The sequence below is a fragment of the Streptomyces macrosporus genome (genome assembly GCF_039533145.1).
GTDB classification, from domain to species: domain Bacteria; phylum Actinomycetota; class Actinomycetes; order Streptomycetales; family Streptomycetaceae; genus Streptomyces; species Streptomyces macrosporus.
The window spans coordinates 162760-183379 of record NZ_BAAASZ010000051.1; the positions used below are offsets into that span (position 1 = coordinate 162760).

Sequence of the window (20620 nt, forward strand, 5' to 3'; positions counted from 1 at the left end):
TCCCGCCCTCGGCATCGGCACTACGCGCGCGCGGGAACGCCCGTCAGGGCCGTGACCACCGGGTCCAGGGCCGTGTGGATCTCCTCCCCGACACTGCGGAAGTAGGACAGGGGGGCGCCGTAGGGGTCGTACACCTCGTCCGCCTCCGCGCTGGGCGCCAGCAGCCAGCCGCGCAGCGCCGCGGCGGCCCGCACCAGCGCGCGGGCCCGCTCCACCACGCCGCCGTCCCCGTCGGGCTCGGGCAGGGTGGCCGGGTCGATGGCCCGCACCAGCCGGGTGAACTCCTTGAGCGTGAAGGTGCGCAGCCCCGCGGAGTGCCCCATGGAGATCACCTGCGCCCGGTGGTCGCGGGTCGCGGTCAGGACCAGATCGGCGCGTATGACGTGCTCGTCCAGCAGCTCGCGGCCGGTGAAGCCGGACGGATCGGCCCCGTACTCGTGCAGCACCGCCGCCGCGTGCTCCTCCATGGGCGCGCCCTCGTGCCCCCACGTCCCCGCGCTCTCCACGACCAGCCCGCCGGCCCGCTCGTCGCCGAGCCGGTCCACCAGAGCGTGCCGGGTCAGCCGCTCGGTGATCGGGGAGCGGCAGACGTTGCCGGTGGAGACGTGGAGGATGCGGAAGACCGGTATGCCACGCCCTTCGGGCGGCGTCAACTGGCTACCTCGAGGTTTGGTACGACCTTGCGCAGCTCCTCCGCGTCGATGGCGCCCGCGCGCAGCAGCCGGGGGACCGAGCCGGTGACGTCGACGATCGAGGAGGGCACCGAGGCCGGGGTGGGGCCGCCGTCGAGGTAGACGGCGACGGAGTCGCCCAGCATCTCCTGGGCGGCGTCGCAGTCCTGCGGGGCCGGGTGGCCGGTGAGGTTGGCCGAGGAGACCGCCATCGGGCCGACGTCGGTCAGCAGCTCGATCGCCACCGGGTGCAGCGGCATCCGGACCGCGACCGTCCCGTGCGTCTCGCCCAGGTCCCAGGTCAGCGAGGGCTGGTGCCGGGCGACCAGGGTGAGCGCGCCGGGCCAGAAGGCGTCCACCAGCTCCCACGCCTGCTCGGAGAAGTCGGTGACCAGGCCGTGCAGGGTGTTCGGGGAACCGATCAGGACGGGCGAGGGCATGCCTCGCCCGCGTCCCTTGGCCTCCAGCAGGTCGCCGACGGCCTCCGGGCTGAAGGCGTCGGCGCCGATGCCGTAGACCGTGTCCGTGGGCAGCACGACGAGTTCGCCTCGGCGGACCGCCGAGGCGGCCTCGCGCAGACCGGTGGTGCGGTCGGTCGCGTCGGAGCAGTCGTAACGCCGTGCCATTTACGGCACCTCCCTGCGAGCTGTGGCAAAACGGGGCCGGTTGTTGAGGTCGGGGTGGTCCGCGGCGTCCGCCCAGCCGCGGTCCTCGGTGAAGATCCAGGGCACCTGGCCGCCCTGGGTGTCGGCGTGCTCGACGACCACGAGGCCGCCGGGGCGCAGCAGCCGGTGCGCGGTGCGCTCGATGCCGCGGATGACGTCCAGCCCGTCCTCGCCGGAGAACAGGGCCATCTGCGGATCGTGGTCGCGGGCCTCGGGGGCGACGTACTCCCACTCGGTGAGCGGGATGTAGGGGGGGTTGGAGATGACGAGGTCGACCTGGCCGTTCAGCTCGGGCAGGGCGGTCAGCGCGTCGCCGTGGTGGAGGACGACCCGGCTGCCCTCGACGTTCTTGCGGGCCCACACCAGGGCCCCCTCGTCCAGCTCGACGGCGTGCACGCGCGAGCGCGGCACCTCCTGGGCCATCGCCAGGGCGATGGCACCGGAGCCGGTGCACAGGTCGACGATCAGCGGTTCGGCGACGTCCATGGCGCGCACGGCGTCTATCGCCCAGCCGACGACGGACTCGGTCTCGGGGCGGGGCACGAACACGCCGGGGCCCACCTGGAGTTCCAGGTAGCGGAAGAAGGCGCGGCCGGTGATGTGCTGGAGCGGCTCGCGGGCCTCGCGGCGGGCGACGACCTCCCAGTAGCGGGCGTCGAAGTCGGCGTCGGGGACCCGGTGCAGCTCCCCCCGCTTGACGCCGTGCACGTACGCCGCCAGCTCCTCCGCGTCGAAGCGCGGGGAGGGCACTCCGGCGTCGGCGAGCCGCTGGGTGGCCTGGGCCACCTCGGCGAGCAGTACGTTCACGTTCCTCGTCCTCCACCCGTCCCGTACGAGCTGTGTCGCCGGCCTGCCGTACGGCCGCCGAGCGGTTCGGTCACTGCGCGGCGGCGAGCTTGGCCGCGGCGTCGGCGTCCACGCACGCCTGGATGACCGCGTCCAGATCGCCGTCCAGCACCTGGTCCAAGTTGTACGCCTTGAAGCCCACCCGGTGGTCCGAGATGCGGTTCTCCGGGTAGTTGTAGGTGCGGATGCGCTCCGACCTGTCCACGGTACGCACCTGGCTGCGGCGCGCGTCCGACGCCTCCCGCTCGGCCTCCTCCTGGGCCGCCGCGAGCAGTCGGGCGCGCAGGATGCGCATCGCCTGCTCCTTGTTCTGGAGCTGGCTCTTCTCGTTCTGGCAGGAGACCACGATGCCGGTGGGCACGTGGGTGATGCGGACCGCGGAGTCGGTGGTGTTCACGGACTGCCCGCCGGGCCCGGAGGAGCGGTAGACGTCGATCCGCAGGTCGTTCGGGTTGATCTCGACGTCCACCTCCTCGGCCTCGGGCAGGACGAGGACGCCGGCGGCGGAGGTGTGGATGCGGCCCTGGGACTCGGTGGCGGGCACCCGCTGGACGCGGTGGACGCCGCCCTCGTACTTCAGCCGCGCCCACACGCCCTGGCCGGGCTCCACGGCGCCGCCCTTGCTCTTCACCGCGACCTGGACGTCCTTGTAGCCGCCGAGGTCGGACTCGTTGGCCTCGATGATCTCGGTCTTCCAGTTCTGCCGCTCGGCGTAGCGCAGGTACATCCGCAGCAGGTCGCCGGCGAACAGCGCGGACTCCTCGCCGCCCTCGCCGGCCTTGATCTCCAGGATGACGTCCTTGTCGTCGCTGGGGTCGCGCGGGACGAGCAGCAGCCGCAGCTTCTCGGTCAGCTCCTCGCGCCGGGCCTCCAGCTCCTTGACCTCGGCCGCGAAGTCCGGGTCGTCGGCGGCCAGCTCGCGGGCCGTGGCGATGTCGTCGCCGGTGCTCTTCCAGGCCTGGTAGGTGCCCACGATGGGGGTCAGCTCGGCGTAGCGCTTGTTGAGCCTGCGGGCGCGGGCCTGGTCGGCGTGGACGGCGGGATCGGCGAGCTGCTTCTCGAGGTCGGCGTGCTCGCCGATCAGTTCCTCGACCGCCTCGAACATCGTTGAAGTCCTCTATGTGTGGGGAAAGGTCCTGCCTGGACGGCAAAACGCCGGTCCGGCCGCCCGGAGAGGCGGCCGAGGACCGGCGTTGGGGGTCGCTACTTCTTCCTCGACCCGGCGTTCTTGCCGAAGCGGGCCTCGAAGCGGGCCACGCGGCCACCGGTGTCGAGGATCTTCTGCTTGCCCGTGTAGAACGGGTGGCACTCGGAGCACACGTCGGCACGGATGGTGCCGTTGGCGACGGTGCTGCGGGTGGTGAAGGAGTTGCCGCAGGTGCAGCTGACCTGGGTCTCCACGTACTCCGGGTGGATGTCGCGCTTCAAGGTTTCTCCTAGGTTGCGGGAGGGTTCCGGGTCGCACCGGCTCCCCCCGCCCGATGGCGGGCGGTGAGGATCGCTGAAGGTCACTGCCTGTACGTGAACCGGGACCGACGCACCAGTCTGCCACTACTGGCCGCGCCTCCCCAAACCAGGGGGCGGTGCCCGTTATTCCGCGGCGGCCCCGCCCGGGCGGACCCTCCCGCCCTCGCGGCCCCTCTCCGTTTTCCCGTCCGTCTCCTCGTCCGTCTCCTCGGCCGCCGACCCCTCCGTCACGGACGCGGGGATCGGCCTGTCCGCCTTGAGCGCCGCCCAGATCCGCTCGGTCTGCCGTCCGATCGGCACCACCCGATTGGGGTCGGCGGAGGAGTACCGCACCGGCAGGGTGACCAGGTGGATGTTCCGCGAGTCGATGTCCCCCACGGCCCTGGCCAGGGCCGCCAGGTCGGAGGCCGAGGAGAGGGCGGAGTCGGTGGTCAGGGCGGAGGTGGCGGTGTCGACGAGGTCGTAGAGCCTCTTGGGGTCGGAGAGCACCCCGACGCTCCCGACCCGGTCGACGAAGGCCCGCAGGAACGCGTGCTGGAGCCGGATGCGGCCCAGGTCGCTGCCGTTGCCGACGCCCTTGCGGGTGCGGACCAGGGCGAGGGCCTGCTCGCCGTTCAGGGTGTGCCTCCCGGGGCCGAGGCGCAGCCCGCTGTCCTCGTCCTCGATCCGCTCGGTGGTGGTGACCCGCACGCCGCCGAGCGCGTCGACCACCTTCTTGAAGCCGGTGAAGTCGATCTCGACGTAGTGGTCCATGCGGATGCCGGTCATCGACTCGACCGTCTTCACCGCGCAGGCGGGGCCGCCGACCTCGTACGCGCTGTTGAACATCGCCCGCCGCGCGCGGGGCGCCGTGCCGCCGCCGGGCTTGTCGCACTCGGGCCGCTCGATCAGGGTGTCCCGGGGGATGGAGACGACGCTCATCCGCTCGTGCGCCTTGTCGACGTGCACGATCATCGCGGTGTCGGAGCGGGCGGTGCCGTCGTCGCGGCCGTAGCGGCCGTTGTCGCCGGAGCGGCTGTCGGAGCCGAGCAGGAGGATGTCCAGCGAGCCGTTGGGGACGTCGGCGGGACGGTCGGGGCCCAGGATGGAGTCGATGTCGATGCCCGCGATGTTGCCGTCGACCTTCAGATAGACGGCTCCGAGCCCGATCCCGGCCAGCACGAGGGCGCCGACCGTCCCCCGGACGGCGGTGTGCAGCACCGTGCGCCGCCGCGGGCGGGGGGACCCGTCCGCCGCCCCCGGCGCCTTCCCTGGGGTGTCCCCGGTGGTGTGCCCAGTGGTGTCCTCGTCCGCCATCCACGCTCCCTCTCCACGTGCGACGGCGTACCCGCGCCGGCGGAGATCACTCGGGGTCTCCGCGTGGTACACCCTCCGTCGCACACGGCGAGGGGCGCCCCACCGTGCGGTGGGGCGGCCCTCGCCGTGTGCGGTCCCGGTCCGGGACCGTCGGACTCCGCTCAGTCGCCGTTGCCCGGCGCCGGCGTCGTCTTCTGGATCTGGAGCAGGAACTCGGCGTTGGACTTCGTCTGCTTCATCTTGTCCAGGAGCAGCTCGATGGCCTGCTGCTGGTCCAGCGCGTGCAGGACGCGCCGGAGCTTCCAGACGATGCCCAGCTCCTCGGCGCCCATCAGGATCTCCTCCTTGCGGGTGCCGGAGGCGTCCACGTCCACGGCCGGGAAGATGCGCTTGTCGGCGAGCTTCCGGTCGAGCTTGAGCTCCATGTTGCCGGTGCCCTTGAACTCCTCGAAGATCACCTCGTCCATCCGCGAGCCGGTCTCGACCAGCGCGGTGGCCAGGATCGTCAGGGAGCCGCCGTCCTCGATGTTCCGCGCGGCGCCGAAGAACTTCTTCGGCGGGTAGAGCGCGGTGGAGTCGACACCACCGGACAGGATGCGTCCGGAGGCCGGGGCGGCGAGGTTGTACGCGCGCCCCAGACGGGTGATCGAGTCCAGCAGCACCACCACGTCGTGACCGAGCTCCACCAGTCGCTTGGCCCGCTCGATGGCCAGCTCGGCGACGGTGGTGTGGTCGTCGGCGGGACGGTCGAAGGTCGAGGAGATGACCTCGCCCTTGACCGACCGCTGCATGTCGGTGACCTCCTCCGGCCGCTCGTCCACGAGCACGACCATCAGGTGGCACTCGGGGTTGTTGCGGGTGATGGAGTTGGCGATCGACTGCAGGACCATGGTCTTGCCGGTCTTCGGCGGGGCCACGATCAGACCGCGCTGGCCCTTGCCGATGGGCGAGACCAGGTCGATGATCCGCGAGGTGAGGTGGCCCGGCTCGGTCTCCAGCCGCAGCCGCTCCTGCGGGTACAGCGGGGTGAGCTTGCCGAACTCGGGACGGTTCCTGCCACTCTCGGGCGACATGCCGTTGACCGAGTCCAGACGGACCAGCGCGTTGAACTTCTCGCGCCGCTCGCCCTCGCGCGGCTGACGCACCGCACCGGTGATGTGGTCGCCCTTGCGCAGGCCGTTCTTGCGGACCTGGGCGAGGGAGACGTACACGTCGTTCGGTCCCGGCAGGTAGCCGGAGGTGCGGACGAACGCGTAGTTGTCGAGGATGTCGAGGATGCCGGCGACCGGGATCAGGACGTCGTCCTCGGAGACCTGCGGCTCGGCGTACTCGTCGCGGCCTCGGCGACCGCGGCGGTCCCGGTAGCGGCCCCGGCGTCCGCGGCGTCCGCCCTCGAAGTCGTCGTCGCGGCCATCGCGGCCATCGCGTCCGTCGCGTCCGTCGCGGTTCTGGCGGTTGCCGCCGTCCTGCTGCTGGCCCTGCCGGCCCTCGCCCGCGCCGTCGTTGCTCTTGTTGCGGCGGTCGCGCTGGCGGCCCTTGGCCTGGCCCTGGCGATCGCCCTTGTCCTGCTTGTCCTGCTGCTTGTTGTCCTTGTCCTGCTTGACGTCCTGCTTGGCGTCCTGCTTGACGTCGGTGCTCTTGCCGCCGTCGCCGCGCTGCTCGGCGGGCCTGTCCTCGCCGCCGTCCGCGGCGGCCGGGGCCTCGGCGGGGCGGCCGTCGCTCTTGGCGCGACGGCGGCGCTCGCCGGCGGGCTGCTCGTCGCCACCCGGCTGGCCGGGGATGTCGATCTGCTGCTGCGCGGCCTCGCCGGCGCTCTCCGGGCTCTCGCCCGTACGCGCCTTGGAGGTCGCACGGCGCCTCGGCTTGCTCTCGGTGGCGGAGGCGGCCTGGGCCTCGACGCTCGCGCTCCCGGAACCTCCGGCGTTGCCGGCGTTCTCGGCCTGCTTGGCCCGGATGGTCTCGATGAGCTGGCTCTTGCGCATCCGCGCCGTGCCCCTGATGCCGAGACCGGAGGCGATCTGCTGCAGCTCGGCGAGAACCATGCCCTCGAGGCCCGTGCCGGAGCGGCGACGCCTGGGGGCGGTACCGGAGGCGGGCGCGGCAGGAGCGTCCGTGGCGGGCGCGGTGGTTTCGGCGGTGTCCACGCCCATCAGATCGGTGGTATCGCTCACGAAGGGTCCTTCCCTGGAGCGGGCGTCGGCCTGTCTGGCTCGGCGACCGGTTGTGCTGTCCGGCTGCGGTCCTTGTTCCGACCGGGCCGGGGCGGTGGTTTCCGCCTGGATGTACGGCGGAGGAATCGATACATGAGGTGGCGTGAGGGGATGACGTGCGTCGATCACGCCGTTCCGGAGCGAGCTCGGTACTGCTCGGCAGGCTGCTCAGGCAGTTCAGGAGGCTCCCGGAAGAAGGGGGTGTTCCCGTATGGGACTGTACCCATGGGATCACGGAGAGCACCGCGCCACCTTCGGGCAGTCCCTGGAGGCTGCGAGTGCAGACTTGAGGTTAACACTACCGGACCCAACAAACATTCCCCCTCTCCAAGGCCGGCATTCGTGTCACTGGCCCGTGCCGGCGAGCGGCAGCACGCCGGCGCCGGCGGTGTCGAGGGACAGCCGGTTGGCCGCCCATCCGTCGCCCGCCAGCTGCGCGACCTTGTCGGCCGCGCCGTCCTCGACCAGCGCGAGGACCGTGGGGCCCGCGCCGGAGATGACCGCGGGCACTCCGTCGGTCCGCAGTCGGTGGACCAGTTCCACGCTCTCCTCCATCGCCGGGGCGCGGTACTCCTGGTGGAGCCGGTCCTCGGTGGCGGGGAGCAGCAGCTCGGGGCGGCGGGTGAGCGCCTCGACGAGCAGGGCCGCCCGCCCGGCGTTCGCGGCGGCGTCCACGTGCGGGACGGTGCGGGGCAGCAGCCCGCGGGCCGTCTCGGTGAGCACCGGGCGGTCGGGGACGAAGACCACCGGAACGACGGCGGGGTTGGGCTCCATCCGGATCGCCCGGGCCGCGCCGCCGTCCGTCCAGGCGAGGGTGAAACCGCCGAGCAGGCAGGCCGCCACGTTGTCGGGGTGGCCCTCGATCTCCGTGGCCAGCTCCAGCATGGCGGCGTCGTCGAGCTTCTCGGCTCCGCCGGTGGTCACCGCGCGGGCGGCGATGATGCCCGCGCAGATGGCGGCCGAGGAGGAGCCCAGACCGCGGCCGTGCGGGATGCGGTTGGCGCAGACGACCTCCAGGCCCCGGGGCTGGCCGCCCAGCAGGTCGAAGGTCGTGCGCATGGAGCGCACGAGCAGGTGGCTCTCGTCGCGGGGCAGGGTGTCGGCGCCCTCCCCGGCGATGTCGATGTGCAGTCCGGAGTCGGCGACGCGGACCACGACGTCGTCGTACAGACCCAGGGCCAGGCCGAGGGCGTCGAAGCCCGGGCCGAGGTTGGCGCTGGTGGCGGGGGTGCGCACCCGGACGGCGGCGGCGCGGAACGCGGGACCGGCCATCGCTCGATGACTCTCCTTGTGTGACTGTGCTGATCGGACGTGTCTGATGCGGGTCGGAGGCACACGACGTGACGTCTTGTGGGAACCGCGGCCGAGAGCCGGACCGGTCCACTGACCTCTGGCACATGCCGTACGCCAGATCGGGACGTACTCCCAGCCTAGCCAAGGACCGTTCGTCGGCGACACAGGGCGTACGGGAGGCGCACGATGCGTGTCGCGCGCGGGTGTGCGCCCCCCGGGGCGGGAGCGGTCACCTCACGGGTGCCGCGTCCGCCCCTTGCATCACGTGCTTCGCGCCTTTCACGCCAGTCCCAGGCGCTCGGCCGCCGCGACCGCGTCGACCGGGACGACGACCGGCTGCGGGGCGCCCTGCACGGCCCAGTCCGGATCCTTGAGGCCGTTGCCCGTGACGGTGCAGACGATCTTCTGGCCCGGGTCGACCTTCCCCTGCTCGGCGGCCTTGAGCAGGCCGGCGACGGAGGCGGCGGAGGCGGGCTCGACGAAGACGCCCTCCTGCGCGGCCAACAGCCGGTAGGCGGCCAGGATCTGGCGGTCCGTCACCTCGTCGATGAAGCCGCCGGACTCGTCGCGCGCCGCCTCCGCGAGCTGCCAGGAGGCCGGGTTGCCGATGCGGATGGCGGTGGCGATGGTGCGCGGGTCCTTGACCGGCTCGCCCCGGACGATGGGCGCGGAGCCGGACGCCTGGAAGCCCCACATCCGCGGCGTGCGGGACGCGTGGGCGCCGTCGCCGACGGACGCGTCGGCGTACTCCTTGTAACCCTTCCAGTAGGCGGTGATGTTCCCGGCGTTGCCGACCGGCAGGACGTGGATGTCGGGCGCGTCGCCGAGCATGTCGACGATCTCGAAGGCCGCGGTCTTCTGGCCCTCGATCCGCACCGGGTTGACCGAATTGACCAGCGCCACCGGGTAGTTGTCGGCCAGACCGCGCGCCAGGGCGAGGCAGTCGTCGAAGTTGCCGTCGACCTGGAGGATGCGGGCCCCGTGCACCAGCGCCTGGCCCATCTTGCCCAGCGCGATCTTGCCCTGCGGCACCAGGACGGCGCACACCATCCCGGCCCGCACCGCGTAGGCGGCGGCCGAGGCGGAGGTGTTGCCGGTGGAGGCGCAGATGACCGCCTGCGCGCCCTCCTGCTTCGCCCGGCTGATGGCCATCGTCATCCCGCGGTCCTTGAAGGAGCCGGTGGGGTTGGCGCCCTCGACCTTGAGGTGGACCTCGCAGCCGGTGCGCTCGGAGAGCACCTGCGCGGGCACCAGCGGCGTGCCGCCCTCGCGCAGGGTCACCACGGGAGTGTCGTCGGTGACCGGGAGCCGGTCGCGGTACTCCTCGATGATGCCCCGCCACTGGTGGGTGCCGGACATTCGAGAAGCGGTGTTGCCAGGGCTGGCGGTGGTGGCGGTCATCTCTCTCATTCCCCTTCGACCCGCATGATGCTCGCGACGCCGCGCACGGTGTCCAGGTTGCGCAGCGCCTCCACGGTCGCCGACAAGGCGGCGTCCGGCGCCCGGTGGGTGACGACGACCAGGGACGCCTCGCCGTCCTTGCCCTGCTGGCGCACGGTGTCGATGGAGACCCCGTGCTCGGCGAAGACGGTGGCGCACTGGGCGAGGACACCCGGTTTGTCCGCGACGTCCAGACTGATGTGGTAGCGGGTGACCACCTCGCCCATCGGGCTCACGGGGAGCTGGGCGTAGGCGGACTCTCCCGGCCCTCGGGAGCCGCTGAGCTTGTTGCGGCAGGCGGCGACCAGATCGCCCAGGACCGCGGAGGCGGTGGGCGAGCCTCCCGCGCCGGGACCGTAGAACATCAGCCGGCCGGCGGCCTCGGCCTCGACGAAGACCGCGTTGTACGCCTCGCGGACGGAGGCGAGCGGGTGCGTGAGCGGGATCATCGCCGGGTGGACGCGGGCGGTGACGGACCGCCCGTCGGCGGCGCGCTCGCAGATGGCCAGCAGCTTGACCGTGCAGCCCATGCGCCGTGCGGAGGCGATGTCGGCGGCGGTGACCTCGGTGATGCCCTCGCGGTGCACGTCGTCCAGGCGGACGCGGGTGTGGAAGGCGATGCCGGCGAGGATCGCGGCCTTGGCGGCGGCGTCGAAGCCCTCGACGTCGGCGGTCGGGTCGGCCTCGGCGTACCCGAGGGCGGTGGCCTCGTCCAGCGCCTCGGCGTAACCGGCGCCGGTGGAGTCCATCCGGTCGAGGATGAAGTTGGTGGTGCCGTTGACGATGCCCAGGACCCGGTTGACCGTGTCGCCCGCCAGGGACTCGCGCAGCGGGCGCACCAGCGGGATCGCGGCGGCGACCGCGGCCTCGTAGTAGAGGTCGACGCCGTGTTTCTCGGCGGCCTCGTGGAGGGTCGAGCCGTCCTCGGCGAGCAGCGCCTTGTTGGCCGTGACGACGCTGGCGCCGTGCTCGAAGGCGGTGGTGATCAGGGTGCGGGCCGGTTCGATGCCGCCGATGACCTCGACGACCACGTCGATGTCCTCACGGGCGACCAGGGCGGCGGCGTCGGTGGTGATCAGTTCGGGGGCTATGCCCTCCCGGACGCGTCCGGCGCGCCGGACGGCGACCCCGGCCAGTTCGACCGGGGCGCCGATCCGGGCGGCGAGGTCCTTCGACTGCGTCGTCATGATGCGTGCCACCTCTGAGCCGACGACCCCACAGCCCAGCAGCGCCACCTTCAGCGGACGCGTACGCATCATCAGTCCTCGCTATCTTCACGGTCCGGTACATCAAGTCTCACGTACGGCTCGGCGGTTTCCCCGCCTCATCCAGCATGCGAGACGTCGACTTCTGTTTTTGAGATGGTCCCGTTCCTCGCGGTGTCCGGGACCGCGGGAATCACCCGACGTCCAGGAGGAACAGGTCGTCCTCCGTCTCACGCCGGACGATCACCCGGGCCTTGCCGCCCGAGACCGCCACCACCGGCGGCCGCAGGGCGTGGTTGTAGTTGCTCGCCATGGAGCGGCAGTACGCGCCGGTGGCCGGGACGGCGAGCAGGTCGCCGGGGGCCAGGTCGGCGGGGAGGAAGGCGTCCCGCACCACGATGTCGCCGCTCTCGCAGTGCTTGCCGACCACGCGCGAGAGCATCGGCGGGGCGTCGGAGGCGCGGGAGACCAGCGCGACGGAGTACTCGGCGTCGTACAGCGCGGTGCGGATGTTGTCGGACATGCCGCCGTCCACGCTGACGTACGTCCGCAGGCCCGACAGCTCCTTGACGGTGCCGACCTCGTAGAGGGTGAAGGTGGTCGGACCGGCGATGGCCCGGCCCGGCTCCACCGACAGCCGCGGCACCGCCAGCCCGGCGGCCGCGCACTCGTGGGCGACGATGTCGTGCAGCGCCTTGGCGATCTCGTGGGGCTCGCGCGGGTCGTCGTCGGAGGTGTAGGCGATGCCGAGGCCGCCGCCGAGGTCGATCTCGGGCAGCTCGACGCCGTGCTCGTCGCGGACGTCGGTCAGCAGCTGCACCACGCGGCGCGCGGCGACCTCGAAGCCGGCCATGTCGAAGATCTGCGAGCCGATGTGGGAGTGGATGCCGACCAGTTCCAGGCTGTCCAGCTTCAGCACCCGCCGCACGGCCTCGGCCGCCTGGCCGTCGGCGAGCGCGATCCCGAACTTCTGGTCCTCGTGGGCGGTGGCGATGAACTCGTGGGTGTGCGCCTCGACGCCCACCGTCACCCGGATCTGCACGCGCTGCCGCCTGCCGAGCCGCTCGGCAATGTGCGCCACGCGGACGATCTCCTGGAAGGAGTCGAGCACGATCCGGCCGACCCCGGCCTCGACGGCCCGCTCGATCTCGGCGGTGGACTTGTTGTTGCCGTGCAGCGCGATGCGCTCGGCCGGCATCCCGCCCGCCAGGGCGGTGGCCAGCTCGCCGCCGGAGCAGACGTCGAGGTTGAGGCCCTCCTCCGTCAGCCAGCGCACCACGGCGCGGCACAGGAACGCCTTGCCGGCGTAGAACACGTCGGCGGCGTCGCCGAAGGCCTCGCGCCAGGCCCGGCAGCGGGCCCGGAAGTCGTCCTCGTCCAGGACGTAGGCGGGGGTGCCGAACTCCTCGGCGAGCGTCTTGACGTCGATCCCGCCGACGGTGACGACGCCCTGGGCGTCCCTGGCGACGGTACGGGACCACACGCGCGGGTCGAGGGCGTTGAGGTCGGCGGGCGGCGGGCTGTAGTGCCCCTCGGGGAGCACGTCGGCGTGACGGGGCCCGGCGGGGTGTGCGGAACGGCTCATGGTCGCTTCGTGATCTCCATCAGAGATGTGCGGGTGCGGTGACGCCCAGCCGGGTCAGGCCGCCGGCCAGCACCGTCCCGGCGGCCTGGGCGAGGGCGAGCCGGGCGCGGTGGGCGGCCTGGGGTTTCCGCTCCCCGACGGGCAGGACGGACCCGTGGACGTCGAGGAAGGCGTCGGCGACCGCCTCCAGGTGACGGGCGAGCCGGTCGGGGGCGCCGGAGGCGGCGATCCGCTCGTGCTCGGCGAGCAGCCCGAGGAGCGCCAGCTCCCGCGGGTCGTCGTACGCGTGCCCGCCCGCCCCGGCCTCGGGACCGAAGCCGAGGTCGCGCGCGCCGCGCAGCAGCGCCCGGACGCGGGCGTGGGCGTACTGGACCAGGAAGAGAGGGTTGCTCTCCCGCTGCTCCAGCGAGGGTCGCGTGCCGGTGGCGGCGGCCCAGCGCCCGGTGTCGCGCGCGGGGTCGGTGGACGCCGTCACGGGGAACCGTCCGTCCCCCTCCGCCAGGACCCGCACCAGCTCGGCCCGTGCCGTTCCGGGCACGGTGACGTTGAGGAAGCCGGGCCCGGCGATCGCCACCTCGGCTATGCCCTCCTCACGCGCCAGCCTCTCCCGCAGGACCTCGGCCACCTGCCGGGCGGGCCGGCCGGTGGCGGCGGCGAGCCGGAGGGCGGCGTTGGTGGCGTAGTCCCCGCAGCCCGGCCGGGGCGGTCTGCCCACGGTGATCCGCTCCGCCAGCGCGTCCAGCGCGTCCGGGGACAGCTCGCCCAGCGCGCCGTCCCCGGCGACACGGCGCACGGTGCGCAGCACGGTGCGCGAGAGCTGGGCGGGAGTCACGGGACAAGGGTATGGGAGGAGGGGCGGGGACACGCGAACGCATTCCGAAGGATGACACGCACCTCACACCGGCCGGTGCGCCCGGACCGACGGCCGTACGGCGGACTCCGCCCCACACGGCCCACCCGTCCCGTCCCTCCCGAAGACCAACTCCCGCACCATCCGCACCAGCTCCACCGGCTCGAACGGTTTGGCCAGAAACGCGTCGACCTCCGCCGCGCGCGCCCGCTCGCCCTCCAGCTCCGCCCGTGTGCACGCGCTGATGATCGCCAAGGGGATGTTCCGCGTCCGCTCGTCGGCGCGCAGCCGCTCGGCGGTCCGCAGCCCGTCGAGCCGGGGCATGACGACGTCGAGCGTGATCGCGTCGGGCCGCACCCGCTCCACGATCTCCAGGCACTCGGCACCGTCGGCCGCGGTCATGACCTCGAAGCCTTCGAGTTCGAGGTTGACCCTGATCAGCTGCCGGATGACCTTGTTGTCGTCCACCACAAGGACCCGGCCGGACACGCCAGGCACACCTCAGAGAGTAGGCCCGCCCCTCCCCCTGCGTCCGGCTTTTCCCCCTTTCCGCCCGCCCGCCGAAGGGAAACCCTGTTCCGACCCACCCCTCGGAAGCTGGTAGTGTTCTACCCGTCGACGCGATCAGCGGATCGCCACCGACACGCCCCCGTAGCTCAGGGGATAGAGCAACGGCCTCCGGAGCCGTGTGCGCAGGTTCGAATCCTGCCGGGGGCACCTCGCAGAAGGTGCCGACAGACCCCGCCACCAGCCCAGACGCTGGAAGCGGGGTCTTCGTACGTGTGCAGGCGGACGCCGCCGGAGGCAGCTCCGTGACAGTGACCACGTAATGACGGCGTAATGATCTTGACTGTCTTCCTGCAGGTCAGCGCCCCCGTAGGTCCCCAACTGCCCATGCCCTGCCGAGCCACGGTGTCACCAAGCCCAGAGCATGGTTGATCTTGTGGTGTCCTGCCCTGATGACCGGTGTTCTCTCGACCCTCATAGCGGTACTGGGAACGCTGCTGGGCGCTGTGGTGACCCACTTGTTCCAGCGCACGGCAACCAAGCGCTCCCAAGACTTCACCGCCCAGCAACAACTCCGCTCGGAGCGCATGGCCGTGTACAGCGACTTCGCCGGGGCAGTGACCGAGTTCCGGCGGGGGCAGCACGACCGGTGGCATCGCAAGAACGAGGACCCCGACAGCACCGCCTGCTTTGATGCTCGGGTAGAGGCCTACCGCCTCCGCGGTGTCGCGTTGCACGCCCTGTTCCGAGTCCAGCTCATAGCAAGCAGCCAAGCGCTGGTCGACGCAGCACAGCACGCATACAAACTGACCTCCGACGTCCATCGAGCCTCCACCAAAACCGAGCTGAGCACCCTTGGGGAGCAGGCACGGCAAGCGTTGGAAAGCTTCATATCGATGGCATCTTCCGATGTCCGATGACGCCGGCCCAGGGCTGTCAGCCATGGAACGCCGAGAGCCCCGGATCTCTCCGGGGCTCCTCATCGATCGTTCAGCGGACCGTCTCACCCTCCCCACTCGTCGTCCTCCTCGCCCAGACCCCTCACGATCCGGTCGTTCGTTTCCTGTTCCTGGCCGTCGACGCACTTGGCGTAGATCTTGAGCAGTACGTCCACCGAGTGGCCCGCACGCGCGGCGACCTCCGGAGCGGGCACGCCCGAGTCGAGCCACCGCGAGACGCCCGCGTGCCGCAGGTCGTACGGCCGGGCCGCCAGAACCGAGGAGACCTGTTCCGGCAGGAGCGCCGGCTCCCGCGCCCGCTTCCACACTCGGGAGTACGACGAGGCCGCCACAGCGTTGCCCCGCTCGTTGGCGAACAGCCGGCCGTCCTCGGCCGTGCCGGACTCCTCCAGGTGCTCCCGGAGCATCCGTACCAGCGGTGGCGGGATCGGCACCAGCCGGACTTCTCCCTCCGCGCGCTGCTTCCGCCCCCGCCGGTCGTGCGCCTTACCGGCCGTCGGCCGCGTCTCCACCGGCTCGGTCCGGCCCCGCCCCCGTGCTCGCCGACGCCCACCTACGGGCCGACGATCCGGAGGAGGCGTGCCGGGTGGCCTTGGACGCCCTCGACCTCGGCGAACAGCTCAAGTCCGCTCGCTGCGCCGGCTACCTCGCCGAGTTCCGGCGACATCCGGCAGGACTCGGCTCTGCGGCCGTCGTCCGCGACTTCTGCGAGCAGGCAGCGGACCACCGGCTGTGGGAGGCAGCCGGCGGGCTCGCGGTCTCGTAGAGCCTGTGTGCAGGGGTCGCAGCTTGAGATGCCGCGGCCCCTGCGGAACGGCAATCGCTGTTACCTCTCGCACTGCTTGCAGGCTTTGAGGCCCTGCTCTTCTGCTTTTTCCTCTGCCATCGTTTCCCGTCCCCCGTATGGCTCCGGCTTGCCGTTCAGCGCCGGACAGTCCGGGTCGGTGTGGTACGCGTACCGGTGAATCACGACACGTACGTCAACGTCTCCCATGCTCAATCCCTCCAGCTGCCGGCTCTGCCATGCCGCCGTCGTCGTGCGCAGTCAACTGCCGTGGGCAGCACTGCCTTTCGGGACGGCTTTCACGACTCGCGCAGGTCGGCGAGGACGGGACAGCCCGGCCGGTCGGTTCATGAGGTCGAAGCCGAAGGGGGGGACGGAGTCCGGCCGGTCGTGCTCTTGGCGGCCGGCTCGTCCCGGCGCGCGTCCTCGGTGCGGTCCTGCGCGTTCATCCGGTACGCGGCGGTCCGGCCGCCGATCACCGCGGGCTGCTCCACGCCGGGGACGGCCGGATGTCGGGCACCCGTCGGGGCCCGCCGGCGGGTCAGCGGGCCGTGGCGCGAGCCTCCGTGAGCAGCCGCTGCGTCCGTGTCACCACGTCGTGGAGGCGTCCCGGCCGTACGCCCTCGCGCGCCATCCACTCGTCCAGGCGGGGACGCAGGTACCGGACCGTCTCCGGTCCGTGCCGTCGCAGCGCCGAGCGGGCGACCGAGATCTCCTCCTGGATCTCCCGGCGCAGTTCGTCGGTCCACCCCTGCGCGACGTCCTCCCGGCCCAGGGGTGCCTTGAGGACGGCCACGGCCTCGCCGAGGACCGCGATCAGGTCCACGGCTCCTCCTCCGAGCGGACGGGCGGGGTCTCGCACCGCTCGACGGCGGTGGGGACGAGGACCACCTGCTGCCAGGTCCAGCAGTCGCCGTACTCGGTGGCGATCTCCGCGTCGCAGCCGGCGCAGGCGAGGTTGGGGCCGTCCTGGCCGTCCGGGCCGCAGCAGCCGTTGCGCCGCCCCTTGCCGTGGATCGGCCGCAGGTCCCTGACGTCGGCGGGGCACAGCACGACGCTGTTCCGCGGGCCGCCCGGCACCAGGACCCTGTCCCCGTTCCGGTCCGACGCCTCCGTCCACGGCGGCCCGGCGGGCCGGGGGTCCACCGCGAACGTGCCGGGTGCCATGCGCGGCGGGCACTCCTGCCCGTCCTCCATCTCGTACGGGGCGCGGGCGTCGGCGGGGTCCGGAAGCGGCACCTCACGGACCGGGCGCGTCACCTCTGTCCGGCACTTCACGCAGCGGAAGATCGTCACCGGCCCATCGTCGCCCCGGCCCTCCGGCCGGACAAGCGGTCGTCCCCGCGCGACGTGTCGCGTGCGGCGGTGGCGTCGCGGTCCCGGCTCGCTCCCGGGGCCGCGGGACGAAGCCCTCCGGTCGGTCCGGGCGGAACGGCGATCCGGGGCGATCGGCCCCGTGGACCACGGGCGCCTCGCCCCGACGCCGAGTGGCAGGATCGTTCTGGAGCCGGAGACGCCGACCCCGGGTCCGCCGGGCACACGAGAAGGGACGTCCGCACATGGGATACACCCCAGGCCGCCGCATCACCCACTGCCCGTTCTGCGGGACCGCCTACCCCGGCGACGCCGTGTGGCCCAGGGACTGCCCCGGGTGTGACGAGACGCTCTGGGCGAACCCTCTCCCCGTCGCGGTCGCGTTGCAGCCGGTCGTCACGGACGCCGGCGGGCGGGGGCTGGTGGTGGTGCGGCGGGACATAGAGCCCGGTCGCGGCGAGCTGGCCCTGCCCGGCGGGTACGTGGAGACGGGCGAGACCTGGGAGCAGGCCGCCGTGCGGGAGCTGTGGGAGGAGACGGGGCTGGAGGCCGCCGCGGACGACGTCCGTCTCTTCGACGTCCGGACCACCCCCCGCACCGTCCTCGTCTTCGGCCTGCTGCCCGCCCGGAACGCGGAGGGCCTGCCGCCGTCGGCGCCCACGGCCGAGGCGACGGAGTGGCTCGTGCTGGAGGAGGCGGTCGAGCTGGTCTTCCCGACGCACACCGAGGCCATGCGGGAGTACTTCTCCCGGGAGGGCGCCCCGCTCGGTTCGTAGCGCGGGGCTCATCGCTCGAGGCTCATCGCTCGGGGCGAGGGGGCCGCGCCGTGTTGCCGCGCCGTTTCGCGGACGGTTCCGCGCAGCGGCGGGCCACCTGTAGGGAAAAGTTGTCAGAAGCGTTTACGAATCCTCCGGTTGACGCTACGTTGGATACATGGGAGCGCTCCCATCAGGACTGCGCGCAACCGTCGGGAGCGTCCCCCACCAGGCATGGCTGCACATCCCGGCGGCGGGTTGCGACCGACCCGCCAGACGTCAGCGGGTCGTTGCCGCCGGTCACACGCACTCCGAAGGAGACCCCCCACATGGCCATACGGAACACGGAGCGGAGGAAGTCCCCGATCCGCTTACCGCGCACCCTGGGCGCCCTGGGCGCGGCACTGTTCGCCCTCGTCACGGCGGTCGCGACCACCACCCCCGCGTCGGCCCACGGCGCCACCCTGTTCCCGGGCTCGCGCACCTGGTTCTGCTACCAGGACCTGGTCAAGAGCGGGCACCAGATGCCGTCCAACCCGGCCTGCGCCGCCGCGGTCCGGCAGAACGGCACCACCGGGCTGTACAACTGGTTCGCCGTGCTCGACTCCAACGGCGGCGGCCGCACCACGGGCTACATCCCCGACGGCAAGCTGTGCAGCGGCGGCGACCGCGGCCCGTTCCAGTTCTCCGCGTACAACGCGGCCCGCACCGACTGGCCGAAGACGCACCTCACCTCCGGCTCGAACATCCAGATCAAGCACAGCAACTGGGCGCACCACCCGGGCCGCTTCGACGTGTACATCACCAAGCAGGGCTGGTCCCCGACCAAGGCGCTGGCCTGGGGTGACCTGGAGAAGATCAACAGCGTGACCAACCCGCCGCAGTCGGGCGCGGTCGGCTCCGAGACCGGTCACTACTACTGGAACGTCCAGCTTCCGCAGCGTTCCGGCCAGCACATCATCTACATCCACTGGATCCGCTCCGACAGCCAGGAGAACTTCTACTCCTGCTCCGACGTCGTCTTCGACGGCGGCAACGGCCAGGTCACGTGGTGACGAGGGGCGCCGTGCCCCGAGGATGACGTGACGCGCGAGGGACCCCGCCGGGTACGACCCGGCGGGGTCCCGTCACGTCGGCCGGGCCCCGCTTTCCGCGCCGCCCGCACCACGGTCGTCCCCGCCACACGATCCGGCCGGTACCGCACGAAGGACCCGATCGTCCGCACCGGAGCATCCCGAGCGCTCGGCCCGCCTGCGCGAGCTGGAGAGGATCGTGGACGCCGGCGAACAGGACCCCACGGAGGCGACCGCGGAGATCCGGCGCACTCGGGAGGCGGCGGAGGCAGAGGCCGGGCTGTGAGCGATCCGGAGCGCCGACGGTCCATCACCGACGCGGACGTGAACAACGCGATCGACCGGATCGAGCGCATCGCCCTCGCCATCGCGAAGGTTCTCGACCGAGCGTCAAGGGGTGTGCCGCCGAAGGCCGTCGGCGGCACGCCCCTCGCTGGTGGTCAGCGGCCGGCCGTGAAGTCCACGAACGCCGCCCACTGCGAGACGCCGAAGGACAGGCGCGGCCCTCGCACGTTCTTGGAGTCACGGACGTGGACGGTCGGGACGGTGACGGCGACCTCGACGCACTCCCCGCCGTCGCCCCCGCTGTGGCTGCTCTTGTGCCAGACGAGTTCCGCGCTGTCCGGTATCGGCTGTTCGGCGTTCATAGCTCCCCCAGCAGCTTCTCGATCAGGGCCAGGGACTCACGCGGGGTGAGGGCCTGTCCCCTGATGCTTCCGTAGCGTGCCGCCAGGATACGGACCTGATCCGGCTCTGTAATCAGCCGACTGACCCCCTGCACCTCCACGTAACCGACCTGCTGCCTGCCCTTCGGCGTCAGGAGGATGAACGGGCCTTCGAGACCGCCGTGTTCCTCGCTCTCCATGGGCAGTACCTGGATGGTGGTGCTGCGCAGCCTGCCGAGGGACAGAAGATGCCCGAGCTGTCCCCGCAGAACTTCGGTACCGCCAAGGCGCCTTCGCAACACCGACTCCTCGATGACGGCGGTAACCACCGGAGCCGGCCAACACGTGAGGATCTCCTGACGCGCCAGCCGTGCGGTCACCCGCTGTTCGATCGTCTCTTCCGACAGGAGTGGCTGATAGGCGGAGAAGACGACGCGCGCGTAGTCCTCCGTCTGCAACAGACCCGGCACGGTCAGGGTGCTGAAGAAGTCGACCTGGACCGCGTCGGCTTCCAGGCGGGCGTAGTCCCGGAACCACTCCGGATGCCGGACCCGCGCCCGTGCCTTGGCGCGGATCACGTCCTCCTTCACGGCCTTGAGCAGGCCGCCCGCGTTCAGGAGGTCGTCGGCCGCGTCCAGCAGTTCCGGCTGCGGTGTCCTGCGGGCCCGTTCCACCGACGAGATCTGGTCCAGGCCGTAGCCCACGCGGTCGCCCAGTTCCTTCTGGGTGAGTCCGGCGCGTTCCCGGAGGATCTTGATCTGTTTGCCGATGGCGCGGAAGAGGTCCACCGTCTCGTCCGCGCGGTCCGCCGGTTCGGAACGCGGGTCGGGACGTGGTTCGGGACGCGGGTCGGTGCCTTCGGTGTCCTGCGGTGATGTGGGATCGGTCATGTGATCACCCCCACCCCTCCAACCGGGAGGCCCGCCCGTCCGGTTACCGCCGTTCCTCGTACAGAGGGGTGGTTGTACGGGCGTGCGAGGGACGTGTCAGGGCGGGGGCCGATCCGCGCGTTCTGTGGACCGGGGAGGCGTGTCA

At 71.9% G+C, this 20620-nt stretch carries 20 protein-coding genes, 1 tRNA gene and 2 pseudogenes; 5 read left to right on the forward strand and 18 right to left on the reverse strand.

Annotated features, from left to right (window positions below):
* Positions 1–20 precede the first annotated feature (20 nt).
* From ABD335_RS28335 to ABD335_RS28395, 13 genes are all read right to left on the reverse strand, one after another.
* Positions 21–653 (reverse strand): arsenate reductase/protein-tyrosine-phosphatase family protein, encoded by a 633-nt coding sequence (locus tag ABD335_RS28335; protein WP_344328624.1) that lies wholly within the window; start codon positions 651–653, stop codon positions 21–23.
* A complete protein-coding gene (locus tag ABD335_RS28340; RefSeq protein WP_344328626.1) occupies positions 650–1297 on the reverse strand; it encodes an L-threonylcarbamoyladenylate synthase in 648 nt (215 codons plus the stop codon). The genes ABD335_RS28335 and ABD335_RS28340 overlap by 4 nt, the downstream gene beginning before the upstream one ends.
* Positions 1298–2143, reverse strand: a complete 846-nt coding sequence (prmC, locus tag ABD335_RS28345) for a peptide chain release factor N(5)-glutamine methyltransferase (RefSeq protein WP_344328627.1) — start codon at positions 2141–2143, stop codon at positions 1298–1300.
* A 70-nt stretch (positions 2144–2213) separates the two neighbouring features.
* Positions 2214–3287: a peptide chain release factor 1 gene (gene prfA, locus ABD335_RS28350; protein ID WP_344328629.1), complete on the reverse strand. Its 1074-nt coding sequence runs from the start codon at positions 3285–3287 to the stop codon at positions 2214–2216.
* A 98-nt stretch (positions 3288–3385) separates the two neighbouring features.
* On the reverse strand, positions 3386–3610 hold the full coding sequence (gene rpmE, locus ABD335_RS28355; RefSeq protein ID WP_344328631.1) for a 50S ribosomal protein L31: 225 nt from the start codon (positions 3608–3610) through the stop codon (positions 3386–3388).
* A 162-nt stretch (positions 3611–3772) separates the two neighbouring features.
* Positions 3773–4945: an LCP family protein gene (locus ABD335_RS28360; RefSeq protein ID WP_344328633.1), complete on the reverse strand. Its 1173-nt coding sequence runs from the start codon at positions 4943–4945 to the stop codon at positions 3773–3775.
* Positions 4946–5106: 161 nt separating this feature from the next.
* A complete protein-coding gene (gene rho / locus ABD335_RS28365; RefSeq protein ID WP_344328634.1) occupies positions 5107–7116 on the reverse strand; it encodes a transcription termination factor Rho in 2010 nt (669 codons plus the stop codon).
* Positions 7117–7500: 384 nt separating this feature from the next.
* A complete protein-coding gene (thrB, locus tag ABD335_RS28370; protein WP_344328635.1) occupies positions 7501–8427 on the reverse strand; it encodes a homoserine kinase in 927 nt (308 codons plus the stop codon).
* Positions 8428–8727: 300 nt separating this feature from the next.
* The gene (gene thrC / locus ABD335_RS28375) at positions 8728–9807 is read right to left on the reverse strand and encodes a threonine synthase (RefSeq protein ID WP_344328932.1); all 1080 of its coding nucleotides are present in this window, start codon (positions 9805–9807) and stop codon (positions 8728–8730) included.
* Between the two features lie 47 nt (positions 9808–9854).
* Positions 9855–11147, reverse strand: a complete 1293-nt coding sequence (locus ABD335_RS28380; RefSeq protein WP_344328636.1) for a homoserine dehydrogenase — start codon at positions 11145–11147, stop codon at positions 9855–9857.
* A gap of 139 nt (positions 11148–11286) precedes the next feature.
* Positions 11287–12678, reverse strand: coding sequence for a diaminopimelate decarboxylase (gene lysA, locus ABD335_RS28385; RefSeq protein WP_344328637.1), 1392 nt, complete (start codon positions 12676–12678; stop codon positions 11287–11289).
* 19 nt (positions 12679–12697) lie between these two features.
* Positions 12698–13510 (reverse strand): arginine--tRNA ligase, encoded by an 813-nt coding sequence (locus ABD335_RS28390; protein WP_344328639.1) that lies wholly within the window; start codon positions 13508–13510, stop codon positions 12698–12700.
* Positions 13511–13573: 63 nt separating this feature from the next.
* Entirely contained in the window at positions 13574–14026 is a 453-nt protein-coding gene (locus ABD335_RS28395; RefSeq protein ID WP_425583768.1) for a response regulator, read from the reverse strand.
* 147 nt (positions 14027–14173) lie between these two features.
* Here ABD335_RS28395 and ABD335_RS28400 point away from each other — a divergent pair.
* Together ABD335_RS28400 and ABD335_RS28405 are read left to right on the forward strand one after the other, a co-directional pair.
* Positions 14174–14245: transfer RNA gene (locus tag ABD335_RS28400), tRNA-Arg, on the forward strand.
* 242 nt (positions 14246–14487) lie between these two features.
* On the forward strand, positions 14488–14955 hold the full coding sequence (locus ABD335_RS28405; protein ID WP_344328640.1) for a hypothetical protein: 468 nt from the start codon (positions 14488–14490) through the stop codon (positions 14953–14955).
* Positions 14956–15038: 83 nt separating this feature from the next.
* Here the strand turns inward: ABD335_RS28405 and ABD335_RS28410 are convergent.
* Positions 15039–15530 (reverse strand): annotated as a pseudogene (locus ABD335_RS28410) (tyrosine-type recombinase/integrase); the annotation flags it as partial.
* A gap of 50 nt (positions 15531–15580) precedes the next feature.
* Here ABD335_RS28410 and ABD335_RS28415 point away from each other — a divergent pair.
* The gene (locus ABD335_RS28415) at positions 15581–15760 is read left to right on the forward strand and encodes a hypothetical protein (protein WP_344328641.1); all 180 of its coding nucleotides are present in this window, start codon (positions 15581–15583) and stop codon (positions 15758–15760) included.
* 559 nt (positions 15761–16319) lie between these two features.
* Here ABD335_RS28415 and ABD335_RS28420 read toward each other — a convergent pair.
* Complete coding sequence (locus ABD335_RS28420) at positions 16320–16604, reverse strand: hypothetical protein (protein ID WP_344328642.1); 285 nt, start codon at positions 16602–16604, stop codon at positions 16320–16322.
* Positions 16595–17074: a hypothetical protein gene (locus ABD335_RS28425; protein WP_344328643.1), complete on the reverse strand. Its 480-nt coding sequence runs from the start codon at positions 17072–17074 to the stop codon at positions 16595–16597. Before ABD335_RS28425 ends, ABD335_RS28420 begins: the two co-directional genes overlap by 10 nt.
* A 263-nt stretch (positions 17075–17337) precedes the next feature.
* Between ABD335_RS28425 and ABD335_RS28430 the strand changes: the two genes are divergently transcribed.
* Complete coding sequence (locus ABD335_RS28430; RefSeq protein WP_344328644.1) at positions 17338–17868, forward strand: NUDIX domain-containing protein; 531 nt, start codon at positions 17338–17340, stop codon at positions 17866–17868.
* A 308-nt stretch (positions 17869–18176) separates the two neighbouring features.
* Positions 18177–18896 (forward strand): annotated as a pseudogene (locus tag ABD335_RS28435) (lytic polysaccharide monooxygenase auxiliary activity family 9 protein); the annotation flags it as partial.
* A gap of 464 nt (positions 18897–19360) precedes the next feature.
* Here ABD335_RS28435 and ABD335_RS28440 read toward each other — a convergent pair.
* Both ABD335_RS28440 and ABD335_RS28445 read right to left on the reverse strand, forming a co-directional pair.
* Entirely contained in the window at positions 19361–19567 is a 207-nt protein-coding gene (locus tag ABD335_RS28440) for a DUF397 domain-containing protein (RefSeq protein ID WP_344328647.1), read from the reverse strand.
* Entirely contained in the window at positions 19564–20475 is a 912-nt protein-coding gene (locus ABD335_RS28445) for a helix-turn-helix domain-containing protein (protein WP_344328648.1), read from the reverse strand. The genes ABD335_RS28440 and ABD335_RS28445 overlap by 4 nt, the downstream gene beginning before the upstream one ends.
* Positions 20476–20620: the final 145 nt, after the last annotated feature.

Bases quoted from the DNA above. Each gene is read 5' to 3' on its own strand.
- ABD335_RS28445 (WP_344328648.1), bottom strand. From the start codon at position 20,475: ATGACCGATCCCACATCACCGCAGGACACCGAAGGCACCGACCCGCGT.
- thrC (WP_344328932.1), bottom strand. From the start codon at position 9,807: ATGTCCGGCACCCACCAGTGGCGGGGCATCATCGAGGAGTACCGCGAC.
- ABD335_RS28440 (WP_344328647.1), bottom strand. From the start codon at position 19,567: ATGAACGCCGAACAGCCGATACCGGACAGCGCGGAACTCGTCTGGCAC.
- prfA (WP_344328629.1), bottom strand. From the start codon at position 3,287: ATGTTCGAGGCGGTCGAGGAACTGATCGGCGAGCACGCCGACCTCGAG.
- ABD335_RS28340 (WP_344328626.1), bottom strand. From the start codon at position 1,297: ATGGCACGGCGTTACGACTGCTCCGACGCGACCGACCGCACCACCGGT.
- thrB (WP_344328635.1), bottom strand. From the start codon at position 8,427: ATGGCCGGTCCCGCGTTCCGCGCCGCCGCCGTCCGGGTGCGCACCCCC.
- ABD335_RS28405 (WP_344328640.1), top strand. From the start codon at position 14,488: ATGACCGGTGTTCTCTCGACCCTCATAGCGGTACTGGGAACGCTGCTG.
- ABD335_RS28360 (WP_344328633.1), bottom strand. From the start codon at position 4,945: ATGGCGGACGAGGACACCACTGGGCACACCACCGGGGACACCCCAGGG.
- ABD335_RS28380 (WP_344328636.1), bottom strand. From the start codon at position 11,147: ATGATGCGTACGCGTCCGCTGAAGGTGGCGCTGCTGGGCTGTGGGGTC.
- lysA (WP_344328637.1), bottom strand. From the start codon at position 12,678: ATGAGCCGTTCCGCACACCCCGCCGGGCCCCGTCACGCCGACGTGCTC.
- ABD335_RS28430 (WP_344328644.1), top strand. From the start codon at position 17,338: ATGGGATACACCCCAGGCCGCCGCATCACCCACTGCCCGTTCTGCGGG.